The 20,528-nt window shown below is 54.8% G+C and carries 28 protein-coding genes and 1 pseudogene; 6 read left to right on the top strand and 23 right to left on the bottom strand.

Features of this window, described 5'->3' with window-relative positions:
* Position 1 precedes the first annotated feature (1 nt).
* The 6 genes from AAIA72_RS13130 to AAIA72_RS13105 all read left to right on the top strand — a co-directional run bounded on the left by AAIA72_RS13130 (position 2) and on the right by AAIA72_RS13105 (position 4,774).
* The gene (locus AAIA72_RS13130) at positions 2 to 481 is read left to right on the top strand and encodes a Fur family transcriptional regulator (RefSeq protein WP_369600759.1); all 480 of its coding nucleotides are present in this window, start codon (positions 2 to 4) and stop codon (positions 479 to 481) included.
* Entirely contained in the window at positions 478 to 1,224 is a 747-nt protein-coding gene (locus tag AAIA72_RS13125) for an ATP-binding cassette domain-containing protein (RefSeq protein ID WP_369600758.1), read from the top strand. The genes AAIA72_RS13130 and AAIA72_RS13125 overlap by 4 nt, the downstream gene beginning before the upstream one ends.
* A complete protein-coding gene (locus tag AAIA72_RS13120; protein ID WP_369600757.1) occupies positions 1,221 to 2,021 on the top strand; it encodes an iron chelate uptake ABC transporter family permease subunit in 801 nt (266 codons plus the stop codon). The genes AAIA72_RS13125 and AAIA72_RS13120 overlap by 4 nt, the downstream gene beginning before the upstream one ends.
* A gap of 141 nt (positions 2,022 to 2,162) precedes the next feature.
* Positions 2,163 to 3,905 carry a PHA/PHB synthase family protein gene (locus tag AAIA72_RS13115; RefSeq protein WP_369600756.1) on the top strand — a complete coding sequence of 581 codons (1,743 nt, stop codon included), beginning with the start codon at positions 2,163 to 2,165 and terminating at the stop codon, positions 3,903 to 3,905.
* Positions 3,906 to 3,974: 69 nt separating this feature from the next.
* Entirely contained in the window at positions 3,975 to 4,421 is a 447-nt protein-coding gene (trxC, locus tag AAIA72_RS13110) for a thioredoxin TrxC (RefSeq protein WP_369600755.1), read from the top strand.
* Between the two features lie 47 nt (positions 4,422 to 4,468).
* Positions 4,469 to 4,774 (top strand): ribbon-helix-helix domain-containing protein, encoded by a 306-nt coding sequence (locus tag AAIA72_RS13105; protein ID WP_369600754.1) that lies wholly within the window; start codon positions 4,469 to 4,471, stop codon positions 4,772 to 4,774.
* On the opposite strand, the gene AAIA72_RS13100 is transcribed toward AAIA72_RS13105, so the two are convergent.
* The 23 genes and pseudogenes from AAIA72_RS13100 to AAIA72_RS12990 all read right to left on the bottom strand — a co-directional run bounded on the left by AAIA72_RS13100 (position 4,746) and on the right by AAIA72_RS12990 (position 20,497).
* Complete coding sequence (locus tag AAIA72_RS13100) at positions 4,746 to 5,321, bottom strand: DJ-1/PfpI family protein (protein WP_369603007.1); 576 nt, start codon at positions 5,319 to 5,321, stop codon at positions 4,746 to 4,748. The genes AAIA72_RS13105 and AAIA72_RS13100 overlap by 29 nt on opposite strands.
* Before the next feature lie 68 nt (positions 5,322 to 5,389).
* Positions 5,390 to 6,472: a hypothetical protein gene (locus tag AAIA72_RS13095; protein WP_369600753.1), complete on the bottom strand. Its 1,083-nt coding sequence runs from the start codon at positions 6,470 to 6,472 to the stop codon at positions 5,390 to 5,392.
* Positions 6,473 to 6,541: 69 nt separating this feature from the next.
* Positions 6,542 to 7,294 (bottom strand): carbonic anhydrase, encoded by a 753-nt coding sequence (locus AAIA72_RS13090; protein WP_369600752.1) that lies wholly within the window; start codon positions 7,292 to 7,294, stop codon positions 6,542 to 6,544.
* A gap of 282 nt (positions 7,295 to 7,576) precedes the next feature.
* A complete protein-coding gene (locus AAIA72_RS13085; RefSeq protein WP_369600751.1) occupies positions 7,577 to 8,110 on the bottom strand; it encodes a hypothetical protein in 534 nt (177 codons plus the stop codon).
* A gap of 47 nt (positions 8,111 to 8,157) precedes the next feature.
* Entirely contained in the window at positions 8,158 to 8,787 is a 630-nt protein-coding gene (locus tag AAIA72_RS13080) for a hypothetical protein (RefSeq protein WP_369600750.1), read from the bottom strand.
* A gap of 308 nt (positions 8,788 to 9,095) precedes the next feature.
* Positions 9,096 to 9,602, bottom strand: a complete 507-nt coding sequence (locus AAIA72_RS13075; RefSeq protein ID WP_369600749.1) for a hypothetical protein — start codon at positions 9,600 to 9,602, stop codon at positions 9,096 to 9,098.
* The gene (locus tag AAIA72_RS13070; RefSeq protein ID WP_369600748.1) at positions 9,602 to 9,823 is read right to left on the bottom strand and encodes a hypothetical protein; all 222 of its coding nucleotides are present in this window, start codon (positions 9,821 to 9,823) and stop codon (positions 9,602 to 9,604) included. The genes AAIA72_RS13075 and AAIA72_RS13070 overlap by 1 nt, the downstream gene beginning before the upstream one ends.
* A gap of 66 nt (positions 9,824 to 9,889) precedes the next feature.
* Positions 9,890 to 10,228 (bottom strand): hypothetical protein, encoded by a 339-nt coding sequence (locus tag AAIA72_RS13065; RefSeq protein WP_369600747.1) that lies wholly within the window; start codon positions 10,226 to 10,228, stop codon positions 9,890 to 9,892.
* 651 nt (positions 10,229 to 10,879) lie between these two features.
* Positions 10,880 to 11,359: a pentapeptide repeat-containing protein gene (locus AAIA72_RS13060; protein ID WP_369600746.1), complete on the bottom strand. Its 480-nt coding sequence runs from the start codon at positions 11,357 to 11,359 to the stop codon at positions 10,880 to 10,882.
* Positions 11,360 to 11,882: 523 nt separating this feature from the next.
* A complete protein-coding gene (locus tag AAIA72_RS13055) occupies positions 11,883 to 12,014 on the bottom strand; it encodes a hypothetical protein (protein WP_369600745.1) in 132 nt (43 codons plus the stop codon).
* A gap of 106 nt (positions 12,015 to 12,120) precedes the next feature.
* Positions 12,121 to 13,208, bottom strand: a protein-coding gene (locus tag AAIA72_RS13050) for an IS3 family transposase (RefSeq protein WP_369600744.1) whose coding sequence is annotated in 2 segments (ribosomal slippage) — positions 12,121 to 12,953 and positions 12,953 to 13,208 — 1,089 coding nt in all. Because the reading frame shifts where the segments join, the coding sequence is not laid out codon by codon here.
* Positions 13,201 to 13,617: a hypothetical protein gene (locus AAIA72_RS13045; RefSeq protein WP_369600743.1), complete on the bottom strand. Its 417-nt coding sequence runs from the start codon at positions 13,615 to 13,617 to the stop codon at positions 13,201 to 13,203. The genes AAIA72_RS13050 and AAIA72_RS13045 overlap by 8 nt, the downstream gene beginning before the upstream one ends.
* 162 nt (positions 13,618 to 13,779) lie before the next feature.
* Complete coding sequence (locus AAIA72_RS13040) at positions 13,780 to 14,313, bottom strand: hypothetical protein (RefSeq protein ID WP_369600742.1); 534 nt, start codon at positions 14,311 to 14,313, stop codon at positions 13,780 to 13,782.
* Positions 14,314 to 14,450: 137 nt separating this feature from the next.
* Positions 14,451 to 14,957 (bottom strand): hypothetical protein, encoded by a 507-nt coding sequence (locus AAIA72_RS13035; RefSeq protein ID WP_369600741.1) that lies wholly within the window; start codon positions 14,955 to 14,957, stop codon positions 14,451 to 14,453.
* A 74-nt stretch (positions 14,958 to 15,031) separates the two neighbouring features.
* Entirely contained in the window at positions 15,032 to 15,517 is a 486-nt protein-coding gene (locus AAIA72_RS13030) for a hypothetical protein (protein ID WP_369600740.1), read from the bottom strand.
* A complete protein-coding gene (locus AAIA72_RS13025; protein WP_369600739.1) occupies positions 15,517 to 16,191 on the bottom strand; it encodes a hypothetical protein in 675 nt (224 codons plus the stop codon). Before AAIA72_RS13025 ends, AAIA72_RS13030 begins: the two co-directional genes overlap by 1 nt.
* 196 nt (positions 16,192 to 16,387) lie before the next feature.
* Positions 16,388 to 16,579 (bottom strand): hypothetical protein, encoded by a 192-nt coding sequence (locus tag AAIA72_RS13020; RefSeq protein WP_369600738.1) that lies wholly within the window; start codon positions 16,577 to 16,579, stop codon positions 16,388 to 16,390.
* Between the two features lie 47 nt (positions 16,580 to 16,626).
* The gene (locus AAIA72_RS13015; protein WP_369600737.1) at positions 16,627 to 17,253 is read right to left on the bottom strand and encodes a hypothetical protein; all 627 of its coding nucleotides are present in this window, start codon (positions 17,251 to 17,253) and stop codon (positions 16,627 to 16,629) included.
* 211 nt (positions 17,254 to 17,464) lie between these two features.
* Entirely contained in the window at positions 17,465 to 17,641 is a 177-nt protein-coding gene (locus AAIA72_RS13010; RefSeq protein ID WP_369600736.1) for a hypothetical protein, read from the bottom strand.
* A gap of 149 nt (positions 17,642 to 17,790) precedes the next feature.
* Positions 17,791 to 18,324, bottom strand: a complete 534-nt coding sequence (locus tag AAIA72_RS13005) for a hypothetical protein (protein WP_369600735.1) — start codon at positions 18,322 to 18,324, stop codon at positions 17,791 to 17,793.
* A gap of 47 nt (positions 18,325 to 18,371) precedes the next feature.
* Complete coding sequence (locus AAIA72_RS13000) at positions 18,372 to 18,545, bottom strand: hypothetical protein (protein WP_369600734.1); 174 nt, start codon at positions 18,543 to 18,545, stop codon at positions 18,372 to 18,374.
* A gap of 622 nt (positions 18,546 to 19,167) precedes the next feature.
* Positions 19,168 to 20,329, bottom strand: a pseudogene (locus AAIA72_RS12995) (IS3 family transposase).
* A gap of 60 nt (positions 20,330 to 20,389) precedes the next feature.
* Positions 20,390 to 20,497 (bottom strand): carbon storage regulator, encoded by a 108-nt coding sequence (locus tag AAIA72_RS12990; protein ID WP_369603006.1) that lies wholly within the window; start codon positions 20,495 to 20,497, stop codon positions 20,390 to 20,392.
* Positions 20,498 to 20,528 lie beyond the last annotated feature (31 nt).

Raw genomic sequence — 20,528 nt, 5'->3', positions numbered from 1 at the left:
CATGACCACAGGCTGTGATGCACCGGATCATGAACACTGCATTACCTCCGCGCTGTCCCGTGCGGAGGACCTTTGCCGTGCCCGCGGTGCACGCCTGACCCCCCTGCGGCGCGACATTCTCAGGCGGGTCTGGGCCTCCCATGATCCCGTCCGTGCCTATGATCTGATCGAAGCCATGAATCAGGCCGGTCAGAAAACGGCACCGCCCACCGTATACCGCTCGCTCGATTTTCTGGTTCAGCACGGCCTGGTGCACAAGCTGGCGAGCATCAACGCCTACATGGGGTGTTGCGAGCCGGAACAGCCCCACCGGGGGTGTTTTCTGATCTGCAGCCATTGTCAGAGTGCACGCGAGATTCAGTCCGATGCGCTGGAACGGGCCATGGCTCAGGCCAGCCGTGAGGAGGGCTACGATGTCTCGCACGCGACGCTGGAAATCACCGGCATCTGCCGGGCCTGCCGGGATGCGGCCACCCCATGACACCGCCCCTGATCCAGCTTTCTGACGTCTGCGTGCGGTTGTCCGGCAAGACGATACTGCAGCACATCCATCTGGAGCTGCTGCCCGGACGCATCACCACGGTCATCGGCCCCAACGGGGCGGGCAAATCGACGCTGGCACGCGTGGTACTCGGACTTCTGTCCCCGTGCCACGGTCGTGTGGTACGCAAGCCGGGTCTCAGGCTGGGCTACGTCCCTCAGCGCTTTCACGTGGATTCCACCCTGCCACTGACGGTGGACCGGTTCCTGTCGGACTGCCCTTCCCGACCCGACCTTGACCGGATGCTGGCTCCCCTGCACCTGGATGCACTGGCGCGCCACGATCTCAGTGCACTGTCCGGCGGTCAGCTGCAGAAGGTCCTGCTGGCCCGGGCCCTGAGACGGCAACCCGAACTGCTGGTGCTGGACGAACCGGCCCAGGGCGTGGACATGGCCGGCCAGACCCTGCTCTACGAACTGGTCGAGGAGGCGGTCAGCCGGCTCGGCTGCGGTGTGCTGCTCATTTCCCATGACCTGCACTGGGTCATGTCATCCACCAGCGAGGTGATCTGCCTGAACGGCCATATCTGCTGCAGCGGTCAGCCGCACAGCCTGGTGGGCAATCCGAATTTCAACGCACTCTTCGGCGCACAGGGCCATCGCTATGCTCTGTTCCGCCACGACCACAAGCACCACAAGGCCTGCGATCCGGATACCGATACATCGGAGGCGCCCCTGCCATGAGCTTCATCCTGTATGCACTGGCCACCGGATTGCTGCTGGCGCTGGTGACCGGCCCCCTGGGTTGTTTCGTGGTCTGGCGGCGCATGGCCTACTTCGGCGACACCCTCGCCCATGCCAGCCTGCTTGGAGTTGCCTTGGGTCTGATTCTCCAGGTCTCCCCCACCTGGACCGTGGTCACTGTCTCCACCGCCGTTGGCCTGTTGCTCACCATGCTCGAGAAGCAACGGCAACTGGCTGCGGACACGGTTCTGGGCATTCTCGCCCATGGCACGCTGGCTGCCGGACTCATTGCCATCAGTCTGAACCCGCAGCCCGGCGTCAGCCTTGAAGCGTTCCTGCTTGGCGATATTCTGACTGCCGGTCCAGCAGATGTGATCTTTGCAGCCGTGGTGGCCGCACTCACCCTGATCCTCCTCTCTCGGTTCTGGAGAGATCTGGTGATGCTGACCCTGCACGCGGATCTGGCACAGGTGGAAGGCATAGCAACCGGACGGGTCCGCACCCTGTTCACACTGCTGCTCTCCGCCGTCATCGCCTCTGCCATCAAGGTCGTCGGTGTCCTGCTCATCACGGCACTGCTCATCATTCCGGCCGCCGCAGCCCGCCCGGTGAGCCGGACTCCGGAACGCATGGCCCTGCACGCCAGCCTCACCGGCATGGTGTCCGTCTGCCTGGGTCTCTCGGCAGCCTGGTTCGGCGACTGGCCGGCCGGCCCGGCCATCGTCCTGTTCAGCGTCCTGGCCTTTGCTGTTCTGCGCATTCTGCCCGCCTTGCGCACACCGGACCGCAACAGTTGACCTGAAGCAGATTTAACCGGCATTTGCCCAAAGCCGTAGTGTGTCTGCCATGCAATCGCGGTAGACTGTGATCGTCTCCAGCGCATGCCGTACCGGCTGGAGGGTATCGGATACCCCGTACATTTCCCCAAGGAGACCCCTATGCAAGCCGACACCATCAGCCAAAGCTCCCGCGCCATTGACCGTCTGGTTCATGCCTCACTCGGCAAACTGACCGGCGGCATGTCTCCCATCGCCCTGTATCAGGCCTGGCAGGATTGGGCCAGCCACGCCGCCTGCGCGCCGGGCAAGCAGGTCGAGCTGGCAGAGAATGCGATGCGCAGCCTCGGCCGGGTTTCCCTGTACGGTTTCAGCCGTCTGTCCGGCAAGGACGTCAAACCACCCTACACCCCGTTGCCGCAGGACTACCGGTTTCGTCATCCCGACTGGCAGAAGCTGCCCTTCAGCCTGATTCAGCAGATGTTCCTGATGCAGGAACAGTGGTGGCACTATGCCACGACCCGGATTCCCGGGGTTTCCCCGCGGAACGAGAACATGGTGGAGTTCGGCGCACGCCAGATACTCGACATGTTTTCCCCCACCAACCTGCCCTGGCTCAACCCGGAGGTGATCGAAACCGTCCGCAAGACCGGAGGGCGCAATTTCGTTCAGGGTTTCCAGAACTGGCTGGAAGACGTGCGCCGGACGATCAACAATGAACCGCCGGTCGGGGCCGAAGCCTACAAGGTGGGCGAAAATCTGGCCGTCACACCGGGCAAGGTGGTCTACCGCAACCGGATCATGGAATTGATTCAGTACAGTCCGGCCACGGACAAGGTGTTCGCGGAGCCCATTCTGATCGTGCCCGCCTGGATCATGAAATACTACATTTTGGATCTCTCGCCACACAATTCCCTGGTGCGGTGGCTGGTGGAGCAGGGGCATACGGTGTTCATGATCTCCTGGTTCAATCCGGGCCCGGATGACCGGGATCTTTCCATGGACGATTATCGGGAAATGGGCGTGATGGATGCGATCAAGGCCATCAATGCCATCGTGCCCGACCGCAAGATTCACGCTGCAGGTTACTGTCTGGGCGGTACCATGCTCAGTATCGCCGCGGCCACCATGGCCCGGGAGCGGGACGAGCGTCTCGCCACGATGACGCTGATCGCCGCACAGACCGACTTCAAGGAAGCCGGCGAGCTGATGCTCTTCATCAACGAGAGTCAGCTCACCTTCCTGGAAGACATCATGTGGGAACAGGGCTATCTGGATGCCAAACAGATGTCCGGCGCCTTCATGATGCTGCGATCCAAGGACTTGCTCTGGTCACGCCTCATCAACGAGTACATGAAGGGAGAGCGCCCGCAACTCAACGACCTGATGGCCTGGAACGCCGACAGCACGCGCATGCCCTACACCATGCACAGCCAGTATCTGCGCCGGCTGTTTCTGAACAATGATCTGGCAGAAGGCCGCTACGATGTGGACGGACGGCCCATTTTCCTGCGTGACCTGCGTCTGCCCATCTTCGCAGTCGGTGCCACCAAGGATCACGTGGCCCCCTGGCCCAGCGTGTTCAAGATCCGTCGTCTGACCAGTTCACCGGAGGTGACGTTCTGTCTTGCCAAGGGCGGACACAACGCCGGCATCATCAGCGAACCGGGCCACCCCAACCGGGATTACCTGATTCATACACGTCACAGTGGGGACCGCACCTACAGTCCGGAAGAGTGGAAAACCATTGCGGAACGGCACGAGGGGTCCTGGTGGCTGGCTTGGCAGGACTGGATTGCCCGCCACAGCGACAGCAAGAGGGTGGCACCTCCGCCCCTGGGCAACACGGAAGCCGGCTATCCGCCCATCTGTGATGCGCCGGGCACCTATGTGTATCAGCGCTGACCAGGGCTTGGCTTTTATAATTGCATCCCCATATAGGTATACATCTGAACCTGACGGGGATGCACACTCATGACTGACAACCTGATGATCATCTGTCCACACTGTGACGCCAGGAACCGGGTGCCTGCCAGCCGGCTCGGTGACGGCCCCAAGTGCGGACAATGCAAACAACCGCTCTTTGCCGGGCAGCCGGTCGAACTGACGGAAGCACGTTTCGACCGCTTCGTGCAGGAACAGGATCTGCCCGTTCTGGTGGATTTCTGGGCCTCATGGTGCGGGCCGTGCCGCATGTTTGCGCCGATATTCTCAGCGGCCGCGGGCAAGCTCGAACCAAGGGTACGGCTGGCGAAGGTCAACACCGAAACGGCCCAGGCCCTTTCAGCCCGGCTCGGCATTCGCAGCATTCCGACACTTGCCCTCTTCCACAAGGGACGTGAAGTGGCCCGGATTGCCGGTGCACTGCCTGAACCGCAGCTGATGCAATGGGTTCAGCAGCACCTTCCCACCAAAGTCTGATTTCGGAATCGGAACAAGGGGCGCATGCTGGCACAGGGAGGTGTCTCATGTGTCATATTTATTCATCCACACCCGAACGTCTTTACCGGCGGGAGCGTCGCTCCCTTCGCATCCACGGCCATGTCACCAGCATTGCGCTGGAAATGCTCTACTGGCAGATTCTCGACCGTATCGCCGAAGCTCAGGGGTACACCACACCCCGCTTCATCACCGAGCTTTACGACGAAATACTGGATGAAGGCCGGGAGCCGGACAACTTTGCCTCGCTGCTGCGGGTCATCTGCACCTGCTGGGCGGGTCGCCAGCCCCCGGACACGCTGCCCGTTACGCCCGCTGACGCAGCAGTGCCATGAACTGGGCGAGCCACGCGGGGTGTGCCGGCCAGGCGGGCGCAGTGACGAACTGACCATCGGTCACGGCTTCGTCGATCCCGATCTGTGCATACTCTGCACCGGCCTGCTGCACCTCCGGCGCACAGGCCGGATAGGCTGAAATGCGCCGGCCACGGATGACATCCGCCGCCGTCAGAATCTGGGCACCATGACAGATGGCTGCAATGGGTTTGCCGGCCCGGGCAAATGCCTGAACCCTGGACAACACGACGGGGTTCAGCCGCAGATACTCGGGAGCGCGTCCGCCCGGCAGCAGCAGTGCGTCAAATTCCGGTTCGTCTGCGCGGTCGAAGTCCCCATTGAGGGTAAAGCGGTGGCCGGGTTTTTCGGAATAGGTCTGGGCACCTTCAAAGTCATGGATAGCCGTCATGACGGTGTCACCGGACTTTTTGTCGGGGCACACGGCCGTCACCCGGTAGCCACAGGCCTGCAGCGCCTGAAAGGGCACCATCAGTTCATAATCTTCGGCGTAGTCACCGGTGAGAATCAGAATGTGCTGGCTCATGATCTTTCTCCTTGTTGTGTGAGCCAACACAGCCTACGCTCCGGAAACAGCAGGCGGGTAGTATTCCGGTACTACGGCGCCTGTTTCAGGATCTGGATCACCGCATTCCACCACTGCTCAAGCCGGATCACCACGTTGATATCCTCCTGCAGGAACCGGGGCCACTGGCCTTCCAGTTCTGCATGGAGCCGGATCAGCCGTTCCCGGATCACGGGCGAGCGCTGAGCCAGCCTGACCGCCTTGCGCCAGTTTTCCCAGAAGTGCATGTGGCGGCTGAACCAGGGTTCCGCATCCCAGCTGACAGGCTTGAACAACGAGATGCAGGGCCGGCTGGATCCGGTGAACCAGAGTTGAGGGCGTTCGCCGGGTGTGAGCAATGCGAGAAACGAGTTGGCCGTTTCCCGGTGCCACAGGCTGCCATGGCGACAGATGGCATCGTCCTGGTGCTGCCAGTGTTCGGAGATGTCTCCGCGCAGGATGTTGGCCAGAAGCGTGAAGTCACCCGTTTCATGGTGATTGATGACATGGGCCAGCCCCCTGGCCAGTGCGCGCTGACGACGCTCCATGGCTGCGGGCAGACACGCTGGCCGGGACGCCTCGTCGGCGTTGGCCGAGTGCAGCCTCGCGTCGCCTGACCAGGCCGGCGCACCGGTCAGTGCGGTAAAATGCCCCACGGACTGAGCCCACCAGGCCCGGCCCCGGGTCTCCATCACCCAGATGGCCTCCCCGTCCGCGAAGGTAAAGACGGCCGGCTCCATGCTCCGCCGGCCACTGCGGGCAAAGCGCTCCACATAGAGACTCACGAGTCCGACGGCAGCCTTGGCGGAAGTCGCCTGCATGAGGGCGAGCCGGAGCAGGTCTTCCTTGAGCAGCGACGAACGGAAATGCCAACGATTGTCCGCCCGGATGACGCTGCCCGCTACGCCGGCCTCATTGGCTCCCATACTTGCGCCCCAGCAGCGGGCGGGCCTGCCGATGATGATGTCCAGGCCATCGCGGGCAATGCGGGGCAGTGTTTCATGGGTGACGGGAATACCCGGCGGCAGGGTGAGCCCGGCATAGCGTTCCACCCGCTGGGGTTGCCCAACGGGTGCACTCTGATTCATCCCCAGCCAGATTCCGGCCGGACTACGCCATACAAACGCTTCGCCCATGTCCGCCTTGTTTTCCACTTCTGATGAAGATAGTAGTGGATTGGCGGACCGGGCGCGAGTTTTACCCGCTCATTGAACGATGACGCGAGCATTTATTGGCTGGACAGGACGGTTATTGGGGTGATGCATGATGTGAGCAAACTTTTCAATCTGATCGGCAGAAGCTTGTACAGTTTCCTTGAGAACCATCCATACCACACCCTCCGAACACGGTGGTGTCGTGAGCGAGCCATTGAAGCGATAGTACTCCAGCTCGTCATCATCATATGAAGGCAGCAATTCGCTTGCATTGAACGGCTTGCTCAATGCATGGTTTTCACCTGCTTTTTCCGGCATATGAGACCACGCATTTTTCAGCGCCTTGTTTTCATATCCTTCTTCGACCATGAGAGCCAATACCGCCAGATTGCCCGCCGCATCAGCATGAACGAAGTGTGCTTCCATGGGAAAAGATTTCCCGCCAATCTGATTCTCGCTCGGGGCATGGAAATGTAGCTGCTTGAGCTCATAGGCCTTGCCTGCTACCGATAACGTGCTTCCCGGAGCGTAGTTGATCTGTATGGTGTGCCCGTTGTTAACGATCTCACGCCCATCACGCTGGTATCTGAGCTCAAGAGGTGGCAAATCTCCCTCAATCATATCCGTCAGATTGACTGGTGACTGATTCCTTCCCTTCCCACACATCTCATATGCTGACGACAACTTATCCCAATTATCAGGCCCATTTCCACCCGTATAGCCCCACTCTGCTCCAGTTCCGGAAGCGATTGCTGAACCTGAAATCAACCCCGTCAGTACGAGTGGAATCATTGTTTTTTTCATACTAGCCAACTCCTGTTCCTTGCTACGAAATCATGGCCAGATATCATCTGCCACGGTCAAGCCGCCTTCAGTTCAGCGACTAACAAACTCCGTGTGCGATTTTAACGACGTGGATTGCTCCCTCAAATTGGTCATACAGACTAGCCGAGACAAGCAGCAGGACTAATCCATGCGCGGAGACACAAGGAATCTCAGGCTCTGGCGTTGCCTGCAGTTGAGTCAGGTGACCTATGCACGTCCTTGTGATTCGCCGTTTGCAAAAGAGTTGTTTCCAGGCCGCGCTCAGTCCGGACTTTCCCCGGGCCTGAGGTAACGGAGCAGGTCCTGTTCGTCGATGGGGCCGGTAACCTCTTCATCCGTGATTTCCCCCGGGCGCCAGTACTCGCCTACGGTGTAATAGATATTCTTGGCCATTTGGCGGGCCTGACTCTTTGGTATGCCAACTGTATAAGCCAGATCTTTCGGGATATAGTCAAACCACAGGTCACCCATGACATCCATATCCTTGGACAAGGCCATGATATTGTTGGCAATGGATCTGATATAGCCCGGGTCACCCTTCTGGTATTCTTCGATACCCTCCCGTATGCCCTCGGAGATCATCCGGAAATTTGGCAGCACCCGATCTTCCCAGGCCATGGGCGTATCCGCATATTGCCAACTACTCAGATCCAAATCCTTGTTGTGCGTATAAAACCAGTCAATGCACTTTTCCAGCGCGGCGACTGACTGGTTCCACAGGCGTTCCATCTCTTCCATGTATTCGATGCTCGAAAACTTCCGTTTGAGCAGGGTGGCTTTCATTTCCGGTGACATGCTCAGATCCTTCTGTTAAGTGGCAACATGAAAGCACGGGCTCCGGTTCACCACATGCTGTCCTCGATTTTCATGGGGACCGGCGGGCCGAATTCGCCCGACTCGTAGCGCTCGGCAATACGCTCCATAAAGCCGGCAAACTTGTCCGGGCTGATGACGGGCTTGCCATCGATACGGCCAAAGATTTCCGGGTCGCCGATTTCAAGAGATTGTTTTTTGGGAAGGCTTTTCTTATGACTACGCCGGCTTGCGTTGGCAAACGAATACCCGGGGATATTATGCCCGCCACTGTGAAAGCCGCGCGTCAGGTGCAACCACTCACCATTGACCTTCTCCAGAAAGGCCATCGCACCGGACTTCATGGCGCGCGGGTCATCCGGGGGCAGGAAACATCGTTGAATCGCGTCCACAAACCAGCGGGCGGCTTGGATGGGAAATTCGAGCTGACTGTGAATAACGGTCTTTCGGATAATACTCAAATCGTCGAAATCCGGTATTTCGGCAAGGTGTTTCTTTCCAATAACCAAGTGATGGTCATAATAGAAAAATTTAAAAGGAAAATTCCCTTGCCAATAGTTGGGCAAAGAATATTGCCCCAGATAGACATATTCTTCCGGCGGTGCATCGGGTTCTATCAACTGCCACTCGGACAATGTTTCGATCCTGCTCCAATCCATGTTTAATCCTTCAGCATGTATTTTTGCATGGAACCGGTTTGCCGGACTGTACGCCCCGATTCCGCTGCAGAGAAACCGTCCCTACCGATCCGGCTTGCCGTCAAACACGCTTCCCTGTGAACCGGAACGGAGCAGTCTGCCTCTATGTCCGGAGTCACGAGGTCACCCTCAACCTTGAGTACCCTATCCGTATCGTTTCACCGATTCGCAGGCTCTGGCGTCGCCTGCGACTGAGTATGCGTGTCATGTTCACGTCCTTGTGAGTGCGATGAAGCCATGTGCGTCACTTCCGGTTCAAGCATCCTGTGCTATAGCTCGCCTTTTTCGTATTTCTCACCCAGCGATTTCCAGAGTTCAAGCAGACCCATTTCGTACAGTTGCTCCCACGTCAGAGACACCCTTTCCGGGTCATAGTGTTCAGGACTGGAACTCCTGGAGAAGTTGGTGATGTCATATCCACTTGTGGTGCTTCCCACTGCAAGCATTTCACCGTCCACATCCTCTGCCGGTGCCATCATCGCTCCGGCATGCAGACCGCCTTCCGCAGGAGGCTTGCGAAACGCCTCCAGCGCTTTCGGAAACCAGGACAACACTCTGAGTGGGAATACTTTCTGATGAACAAGCAATCCCAGGGGCGTATTCTTGCGTACATCCAGGAAAAGCAGCTTGTCACCGCGCTGGACAAAGTAGTAATAGTATTTGTCAGGCTGTTCCTCAAAGATCGCAAGCAGCCTGGCCCCCTCCGGCAAATGATCTGGGTCTTCAATCTTGGGCAAAGGATCCTTCAGTGGATACTTGGGTTGCAAGAGGCTCATCAGGGCTCGATCTCCATGATTTCAGTGGCTCCCGCTTCGCGGAAGGTCCTGAGGTTGATTTCGCCGCGCTCGAAGTTCAGTGTTTCCACCACACCATATTGACTGTCCGACTCTGCAATCAGGTTCTTGGTCAACCCATTGCCGGTGTAATACTGGTTATTGCCGACCTTATCGTGCATCTGCATTCGACTGACAAGCAGATCAATTTCCCTTTGCGTCATTCCACGACTCTGAAAAAAATACCTCGAAGCTATAGCATCTATCTTTAGTTGGAGATAAAGGCTCATTCATATTCGAATGAGCGCATCCAGAACACATAGCATCCGGCCCGGCTGGTATTCACCAATTGAAAAAACGTACAGCTCTTTACTCTCATCATCAAGAAAGCAATACGGTTCTAAACCGGGCTTGCTTCCAGAATAAAGACTAAAACCTGCCAGCGTCTTTACTTCAAACCCTAACAAATCTGCCAGTTTGGCTATGTCAATTCCACTGGCAGCACTCAACCCTTCAAATGGCCTAAGAGCGTCATAATTGAATGACTTTCCTATAACACTCGAAGAAAGCACACCTCCAGGCTTGCATTCACTATAAGGAAACTTCTCATTTACTCTAACTATGTCCATCTAACCAACCCTGGTCCAACTTCCTGCAAACTCTCTATCTGGGATAGCCAGCTCCCATATACTTCCACACTTCCGACACTTGAAATACTCGCACATCACGCATTGTGGTACAGCACCGAAAATATAATGTGGCTTATCGATACTTACAAGAATTATGTCAGCCATGCTTTTTTCTAACATATCGTTACAAACATCAAAATCTCCTGCATTCGAGAAAACACCGGGACGATATATATGGGCACACTTCTCACATGGCTCTGTCAACTGTATTAAAACATCAACCAAGGCACTACCGTCTCCTCGCCTTAACTTCAGGTATTGCCATCTGGAGACAGACTTTTGAAGCTGTAATTTATTCTGCTCAAGCCACACCGAAAAATCATGTCGACTGATAATCGAATCTCTGACGTCTTTCAATTTATCAATTAAAATGCTAGTTTCAGACAACATCACCTAAGGAACCTCTGAAAAACTCCGCGAAGGTGGGCTGGTAATCCATCGGGTTCTCCTGGCCGTTTCGGTAACTGATGGCGTATTATCCCAGATTCGGGGAATTTTTCAGAGGTTCCTTATATTGAAAATTGTGCCCTCCGAATATCGCTCCATTTAAAAGTATTATTCTCATGGGCTTTTTCAGAAAACCCCAAAGGATCACCTTAAACTATTGATATCCACCCCATCAAAATTAGCACCAGAAAAATCATTATTATTCATTTCATTATCTACAAATACAGAATAAATTATATTCGCTTTTCTGAAGCTACAATTTTTAATCATACAGTCTATAAATTCAACCTGGTTCAAGTGCGCCACATCAAATGTACAGCCGAGGACTGCCGCCTCATAAAATTCAGCCTTCGCTATCAATGAATTCTGAAAATTGCAGTTTTTTATAACGGCATCATGAAAAACACAGTCTGACAAATTGACACCGCAAAAACTACTCTGTTCAATGCATGAGCCCACAAAGTGAACACCAGACAAATCCATGCCATCAAATATAATCCCTTTTAAAACCAGATCAGAAAAATCCAGTTGACTACCCTTCCGCCCCGCTAACTTTATATACATCTCATGATCCGCAACCAGCTCTTGCAGCCTTTGATTGCTTAGTATCTCTTTATCAGACATATAAAAGATTCCTAATCCAAGGTAATAACTTCAATTATTCTAGACAGTTCATCATCAGATAGATTATTTCTCAACCAATTTTTTAGAGATGAGTAGTCTGCTTCATTAAGATACGTTGCATTCAGAATTACTCTTATTTGAACTGATCAAGAAGCAAGTTGGGCAGGATATGTTCCTGATGGATTGCCTTTCCTCGTCAGCTCAGCTTTTATAGATTTGCCCACTTGGCTAATCTTGAATTTAAAATGAGGCCTATCAGGGATAGTAGTTTGAGGCATTTTCACATCCCACAGATTACCATTAGAATCAAAGAACTCGATATTTTTAGGCTCCCGTTTTATCGGCCCAACTAGTAAGCCTTGGAGCTCAGCCTCTAACCCCGATATGGCTCTATTCGTGTCTTAAAAAAAATACTTCCGTTATGATAAGGGTCTGAAGCCAGAGCCTTACATCCTGAATCATTTCGGTAAATTTCAGGAACGTCAAAATTGCTTTTTTGATCGGAGTTGTTTCCAGACCGTGCTCAGTCCGGACTTTCCCCGGGCCTGAGGTAACGGAGCAGGTCCTGTTCGTCGATGGGGCCGGTAACCTCTTCATCCGTGATTTCCCCCGGGCGCCAGTACTCGCCTACGGTGTAATAGATATTCTTGGCCATTTGGCGGGCCTGACTCTTTGGTATGCCAACTGTATAAGCCAGATCTTTCGGGATATAGTCAAACCACAGGTATTCCCCCCATTTTTAGAGGTGCGCAAAAGTGGAGTCAGGCTGCCTTATGCAGCTTGTATCGGGGCGGTACACCGCCAAGGGCCATATTCGGCCGCTCGTTATTGTACTTCCATAGCCACTTGGTCGCGAAGTCCTGTACCTCTTCGAGTGTTTCAAACAGATGCCGATTCAGCCAGTCATAGCGGACGGTGCGGTTGTAGCGCTCGACATATGCATTCTGCTGCGGATTCCCCGGCTGAGTATGCATCAGCTCTATTCCGCGTTTCTCTGCCCACTCCATGATTGTCTGGCTGATGTATTCCGGGCCATTGTCACACCGGATTTTCTCAGGCTTGCCCCGCCATTCGATGACCTGATCCAGAACTCGTGTCACACGCTCTGATGGCAGTGAGAAGTCCACTTCAATTGCCAGCCCTTCCCGGTTGTAGTCATCAATGACATTCAGGAGCCTGAATTTACGCCTGTTTTCAAGCTCATGGTGCATGAAGTCCATGGACCAGACCTGATTGACGCGTTCAGGCTCGGCCAGCGGTTCCGGCTTTTGCCTCACGATTCTCAGGCGCGGTCTGATGCGCATGTTCAGCTCCAGTTCCTTGTATATCCGGTAGACGCGCTTGTGGTTCCATCTGAACCCCTTGACATTGCGCAGGTAAAAGAAACACAGGCCAAATCCCCAGTTCTGCTCATCGGCAGTGAGCCTGAGCAACCAATGGGCGATCTCTGCGTTCTCTGAGCTCAGAACCGGTTTGTAGCGGTAGCATGTTTCGCTGATGCCGAAGACTTCGCAGGCCAGGCGGATACTGATGCCTCGCTCCCTGACGACGCGTCTGGCCATCTCCTTGCGGTGAGATGGCCTTACAACTTTCCCTCCAGGGCATCCTTGCGCAACTCGGCCTTGAGGCGCTCTTCGGCATACATCTTCTTGAGCCGGGCGTTTTCAGCCTCAAGCTCCTTCAGGCGCTTCATCATGGACGCGTCCATACCACCGTATTTTGAGCGCCACTTGTAGAACGTGGCGCTGCTCATCCCATGCTCTCTGCACAGCTCAGGAACCGATGTCCCGGCCTCTACCTGTTTCAGGATGCTGATGATCTGGCTGTCTGTGAATCGTGATTTACGCATGTGGAATCTCCTGTCTGTAAGTTACTGGAAAATTCCACTTATGAACACCGCTTTTTTTCGGGGGGAATACCCACAGGTCTCCCATGACATCCATATCCTTGGACAGCGACATCCTATTGTTTGATATATCGCAAATGTAATCGGAATCACCTTTTTTATGCATTTCGATACCCTCCCGTATGCCCTCGGAGATCATCCGGAAATTGGGCAGCACCCGATCTTCCCAGGCCATGGGCGTATCCGCATATTGCCAACTACACAGATCCAAATCCTTGTTGTGCTCATAAAACCAGTCAATGCACTTTTCCAGCGCGGCGACTGACTGGTTCCACAGGCGTTCCATCTCTTCCATATATTCGATGCTCGAAAACTTTCGTTTGAGCAGGGTGGCTTTCATTTCCGGTGACATGGTCAGATCCTTCTGTTAAGTGGCAACATCAAAGCACGGGCTTTGGTGCGGCCTGCGGCTGAGTATGAGTGTCGTGTTCACGTCCTTGTGAGTGCGATGAAGCCATGCTTCGTCCCTATCGGTGCAAACACCCTGTGCTATAGAGTTGTTTCCAGACCATGCTCAATCCGGACTTTCCCCGGGCCTGAGGTAACGGAGCAGGTCCTGTTCGTCGATGGGGCCGGTAACGGTTTCTTTCAGAATGGAGCCCGGGCGCCAGTACTCGCCTACGGTGTAATAGATATTCTTGGCCATTTGGCGGGCCTGACTCTTTGGTATGCCAACTGTATAAGCCAGATCTTTCGGGATATAGTCAAACCACAGGTCACCCATGACATCCATATCCTTGGACAGCGACATCATATTGTTTGATATATCGCAAATGTAATCGGAATCACCTTTTTTATGCATTTCGATACCCTCCCGTATGCCTTCGGAGATCATCCGGAAATTGGGTAGCACCCGATCTTCCCAGGCCATGGGCGTATCCGCATATTGCCAACGGCTCAGATCCAAATCCTTGTTGTGCTCATAAAACCAGTCAATGCACTTTTCCAGCGCAGCGACTGACTGGTTCCACAGGCGTTCCATCTCTTCCATGTATTCGATGCTCGAAAACTTCCGTTTGAGCAGGGTGGCTTTCATTTCCGGTGACATGCTCAGATCCTTCTGTTAAGTGGCAAAGTGAAAGCAAGGGCTTTGGTACCGCCTGCGGCTGAGTATGAGTGTCATGGTCATGTCCTTGTAAGCGCAATGAAACCATGCTTCATCCTTCCCGGTGCAGGTATCCTGTGCTACAGATCGCCCTTTTCGTATTTCTCACCCAGCGATTTCCAGAGTTCCAGCAAGCCCATCTCATAGAGTTGTTCCCAAGTTAATGCGATCGAAGCCGGATTATAGTAATGGGTGCTGGTACTTCTGGAGAAGTTAGTGATGTCATAGCCATCAATAGTACTACCCACTGCAAGCATCTCACCGTCCACATCTTCTGCCGGCGCCATCATCGCTCCGGCATGCAGACCGCCTTCCGCAGGAGGCTTGCCAAACGCCTCCAGCGCTTTCGGAAACCAGGACAACACTCTGAGTGGGAATACTTTCTGATGAACAAGCAATCCCAGGGGCGTATTCTTGCGTACATCCAGGAAAAGCAGCTTGTCACCGCGCTGGACAAAGTAGTAATAGTATTTGTCAGGCTGTTCCTCAAAGATCGCAAGCAGCCTGGCCCCCTCCGGCAAATGATCCGGGTCTTCAATCTTGGGCAAAGGATCCTTCAGTGGATACTTGGGTTGCAAGAGGCTCATCAGGGCTTGATCTCCATGATTTCAATGGCTCCCGCTTCGCGGAAGGTCCTGAGGTTCTGGCGTCTCCCCATTTTTTACCCCGGCCCCGTGGCGAGAGAACCATTTCGGGCAAACAAGTCATCAATCAGACTTCGTGGTTTTCGTTTGCGCCAAAGTGGCCAGAACAGCACCCGTGCACCTCTGAACAGGTTCTGCCATCCCTTGAGCAGGCTGTAGAACGGGAACTTAAGCGCCTTGTCTGGCTTTTGACGGCGTGAACTTCTGATCAGACAGCTATCCCGGTCCTGCCAGACGGCAAGCAGTCCCCAGGCCAGACTCGCCAGCGCAACCAGATTCTGAAGTGTGGTGAAGCGCCGTGCCGGCACAGACTCCAGCGCAAAGCCCTGCTTGGTAAAGCGGTAGCCTTCCTCGCAGGCCCAGCGGTCCATGTAGGCATGGATCATGCGTTCTCCCTGTCGCCTTCCGCGCACCGGACGCGTGGTAACCAGCACCAGAGGTTCCGGCCGGTCATGGCGGACGACAATCATCCACAAGGGGCTGTCCGGATGCTCTCGCAGCATCACCCGGGTGATACCGAACCTGACGCGGGGGCTCCCCGTCTGAGCTGCCCTTGGTGCTTCAGCGGCAGTTCACGGGCAATCTGCTGCGCTGTTTTATGACGGTCCCGCCAGCACCAGTAGCGCTGATTGGCCGCTCTGACCAGCACCTGTCGCTCACACCGGATCCAGGCATCCCACAGGATGCCCCGGTCGCCTCCCCGGTCTATCACCCAGAGCAGATCCTTCCGGATATGCCGGCTCACTTCATCCATCACCGAGAGAATGTCATGGTTCTCGCTTCTGAATGCCGTGCGCTGCGGGGTGTTCAGGCGGGTCAGCAACGGCAGCGTCTTCCCGCGCCGGACATCCCGTGCCACCACAGTCATCAGCGGATATCCGCCGACAATTTCTCCGGTATCGCCGTCCCTGACGCGGCCCCGCCATTCACTTTTCGGTGCGCCGTCACGGTTCAGATCGCCCGGATCAATGGCCAGGATCATGTCCTGCGTGACGTGCCGGCTGACGTGCGCAAGCTGCACCTGCTCTGCGGCCCAGGCCACTTCACTGTGTCCGGCCAGCATGCGGGAGATGCGCTTCTGGGTATGGTGCAGTCTGCATGGCTCATTGAGTGTGCGGGCAATCTCTGCCTGCGTGAGGGAACCGGAAGTGAGGATGCCGAAAGTGACCTCTGCCATGAGTTTTCTCACAGGCCGTGTGATCTGTTCAGGTGCCTGGTCAATCAGGCTGCAGAGGCGGGCTTTCCATTTTGTCCGATCTGTGGCATGGTAAGGCATCGGGGTTTTCCTTTGGGTTCAGTGACTTATAGGCAATCACATTGTACCTGGAGGGAAACCCCGATTCCGTTACCACATCACGTTTTTCCCTTTAAAGTCAAAAGGTTGAATGGCGCCTTCTGAAAAAATGGGGAGACGCCAGCCTGAGGTTGATTTCGTGGCGCTCGAAGTTCGGTGTTTTCACCGCACCGGATTGACTACCCGACTCCGCAATACGGTTGAGGGTCAGCCCGCTGCCGGTATGGTACTGGTTATTATCGCTCTGATCGTGAATCCCGGGATCAGACATGGCCAGGTCCTTCTGTTGAGCTGCAAGGTCAATGCATGGGCTCCGGTTCACCACATGCTGTCCTCTATTTTTACGGGAACCGGCGGGCCGAATTCGCCCGACTCGTAGCGCTCGGCAATACGCTCCATAAAGCCGGCGAACTTGTCCGGGCTGATGACGGGCTTGCCATCGATACGGTCAAAGATTTCCGGGTCACCGATTTCAAGAGATTGCTTCATCATGGGCTGCTCATCGTGTTCAAGCCTGCTGACATTTGAGAAGGAATAGCCGGGAATGTTGTGGCCGCCACTGTGAAAGCCGCGCGTCAGGTGCAACCACTCACCATTGACCTTCTCCAGGATGGCCATGGCACCGGGCTTCATGGCACGGGGATCGCCCGGCGGCAAAAAACAGCGGCGAATGGCTTCTACAAACCACCGGGCAGCCTGAATGGGGAATTCCACTTGAAAGTGATCAACGAAGTCACGTTCTAATTTTTCACCATGAGGAACAAGTGAAAATTCAAATAATGCCGCAATGACGAGCCAACGCTTGTAGATAATGAACTTTAATGGCTGACGGCCCTTGTTGTAATTAGGCAGAGAATATTCACCGATCATGTGGCTGTCATGTGGGAGAGCCTCAAGATCAAGCAAAGGGATGGGTGCTAAAGTCTCTATTGTTTCATTATTCATCCATATTACCCTTTAATACATATTTCTTAACCACACCCGTTTTCTCCATCTCGCCAATGGACTTAGGCTTGGCGTCATAAAGCAAGTATTCAATAACTCCGTACTTATTTCGTCCTGTTTGCCCGAGTTCGACATAAAAATTCGTAACCTGTTGTTTTATTGAGTGTTGAATTTCAAACGCCTCACTATATTGAGCGTTTTATGACCAGGTTCAGGCCGCAGGCTTCGGCACCTTGAGGCTCTTTAAGAATTCAAGTTGTGTTGCATCCAGCGTAGTCACGCCGGTCAGCAGCTTTCCATTCACCGTAATCCGGTGCTTCTGAATGCGGGTCAGCATGTCCAGGCAGCGTTCCGGAGAGGTGTCCGAGCCGGCCGCTCGCAGCCGCATCCGCTTTCCACTGCACCCTATTGACTACCCGACTCCGCAATACGGTTGAGGGTCAGCCCGTTGCCGGTATGGTACTGGTTATTACCGCTCCTATCGTGAGTCCCGGAATCAGGCAAGGTCAGATCCATAGAGTTGTTTCCAGGCCGCGCTCAATCCGGACTTTCCCCGGGCCTGAGGTAACGGAGCAGGTCCTGTTCGTCGATGGGGCCGGTAACGGTTTCTTTCAGAATGGAGCCCGGGCGCCAGTACTCGCCGACAGTGTAATAAATGTTCCTTGCCATTTGCTTTGCTTCGTACTCGGGCTTGCCACAACTGTAAGCCAGATCTTTCGGGATATAGTCAAACCACAGGTCACCCATGACATCCATATCCTTGGACAAGGCCATGATATTGTTGGCAATGGATCTGATATAGCCCGGGTCACCCTTCTGGTATTCTTCGATACCCTCCCGTATGCCCTCGGAGATCATTCGGAAATTGGGCAGCACCCGATCTTCCCAGGCCATGGGCGTATCCGCATATTGCCAACTACTCAGATCCATGTCCTTGTTGTGCTCATAAAACCAGTCAATGCACTTTTCCAGCGCAGCGACTGACTGGTTCCACAGGCGTTCCATCTCTTCCATGTATTCGATGCTCGAAAACTTCCGTTTGAGCAGGGTGGCTTTCATTTCCGGTGACATGCTCAGATCCTTCTGTTAAGTGGCAACATGAAAGCACGGGCTCCGGTTCACCACATGCTGTCCTCTATTTTCATGGGGACCGGCGGGCCGAATTCGCCCGACTCGTAGCGCTCGGCAATACGCTCCATAAAGCCGGCAAACTTGTCCGGGCTGATGACGGGCTTGCCATCGATACGATCAAAGATTTCCGGGTCGCCGATTTCAAGAGATTGCTTCATCATGGGCTGCTCATCGTGTTCAAGCCTGCTGACATTTGAGAAGGAATACCCGGGGATGTTATGCCCTCCGCAGTGAAAACCGCGAGTCAAGTGCAGCCATTCCCCATTGACCTTTTCCAGAAAGGCCATGGCGCCAGGCTTCATGGCACGGGGATCGTCCGGCGGCAGAAAGCAGCGTCGGATAGCCTCGACGAACCAACGAGTTGCCTGGATGGGGAACTCCAGCTGATTATGTACCACCTCCGTTCGTGGCGCCCCACCTTTAAAGGGGTCAATAATTTGCAGAGGATGTTTCTTGATCAAAACGAGATGATGATTATGATAGAAAAAACGAAATGGATAGCGTCCCTCCCCCAGTTAGGAAACAAATACTCTCCTAACAATGTATAGCCTGCGGGTGTGTTTTCAGGCTCTATCAGCGGCCACTCGGGTAGAATTTGAATCCTGCTCCAGTCCATGTCTTAGTCCTTCAGCATGTATTTTGCGTGGAACCGGTTTGCCGGACTGTACGCCCCGATTCAGTCGCCGAGAAGCCGTCCCTACCAATCCGGCTTGCCGTCAAACACTCTTCCCTGTGAACCGGGACGGGGCAGTCTGATCCTACCCACCAACAACGGACACTCAACTAAGCGACTTTAAGTGCCTCAAATTTTGCCGGGCTCAGATTGCCGTTGGCGCTGTGTCTGCGATCCCGATTGTAATCCACCTCAATGTATTCAAACACAGCCCTTCGCATCTGTTCTCGGGTTCTGAATTGCTCCCCGTGTATGGCTTCCACTTTCAGGGAATGGAAGAAGCTTTCGGCACAGGCGTTGTCGTAACAGTTGCCTTTCGCACTCATGCTGCACCTGAGATTGTGCACCCTGATCAGCTTCTGGTAATCACGGGAGCAATACTGGCTTCCCCGGTCGGAATGAACGATCATGCCTTCGGGCATGCCCCTGCGCCACAGCGCCATACCAAGCGCATTACAGACAAGGTCGGCTGTCATGCGCTCAGACATGCTCCAGCCCACAACCATCCGGCTGAACAGGTCAATCACAACTGCCAGATACAGCCATCCTTCGTCCGTCCACAGGTATGTGATGTCACCCACCCACTTTTGGTTGGGTGCCGTCGCCTCAAATTTCTGCTCCAGAAGATTCGGGGCAACCGGCAGATTGTGTTTCGACTGTGTGGTCGCTTTGAACTTCCTGGCAGCTCTGGCACGCAAGCCCTGTCGCTGCAGGCTCTTTGCGATGGTCTTGCGATTCAGGGCATGTCCGTTTTCGGCCATTTCTGCCACCAGCCGGGAACACCATAACGTCCCTTTTTCTGCCAGAAGGCCTCACTGACGGCCTGATCTGTTGCTTCACGGCGCTGCTGACGCGCAGAGCGTGCCACCTGCCTGCGGCGCCAGGCGTAATAGCCACTGCGTGAAACACACAGAACACGGCTCATCGTTTTCAGGCGGAACTCTCCTTCATGTGCCTGCATGAACACGTACTTCACTTCAGGCTCTTGGCGAAGTACGCCGCCGCCTTTTTTAAAATGGCCAGCTCCTCTGCCTGTTGTGCCAGTTGCCGCTTGAGGCGGGCGTTTTCCGCGGCGAGCTGCTGTTCGGCCTCGCTCTGGCCCTGGGCCTGCCTGGCCTTGCTGCGCCAGTTATACAGCTGTGATTCGTGCAATCCCAGGTCTTTGGCTGCCGCACTGATGCCAACGCTGTCAGCCAACGCCAGCGCCTCCTTCTTGAAGTCCTCGGAGTAGCGCTTGCGTGTTGATTTGCCTTGTGTGTTCTTTCTTGCCATGGTTCACCTCTGTAGCGTAGTGTACTCGCTTAATGAGGTGTCCACTATTGCTGGGTAAGATCAGTCTGCCTCTATGCCCGGAGTCACGAGGTCACCCTCAACCTTGAGTACCCTGATCTGTATCGTTTCACCGATTCGCAGGCTCTGGTGTTGCCTGCGGCTCCTGATTGATTTCCTGATTGTTTTCCACCCCCAGTTT

Source organism: Thermohahella caldifontis, assembly GCF_041153465.1.
Lineage (GTDB): Bacteria > Pseudomonadota > Gammaproteobacteria > Pseudomonadales > Oleiphilaceae > Thermohahella > Thermohahella caldifontis.
Note: the sequence above shows the minus strand (reverse complement) of the source record. Positions and strands in the feature narration are given on the sequence as shown.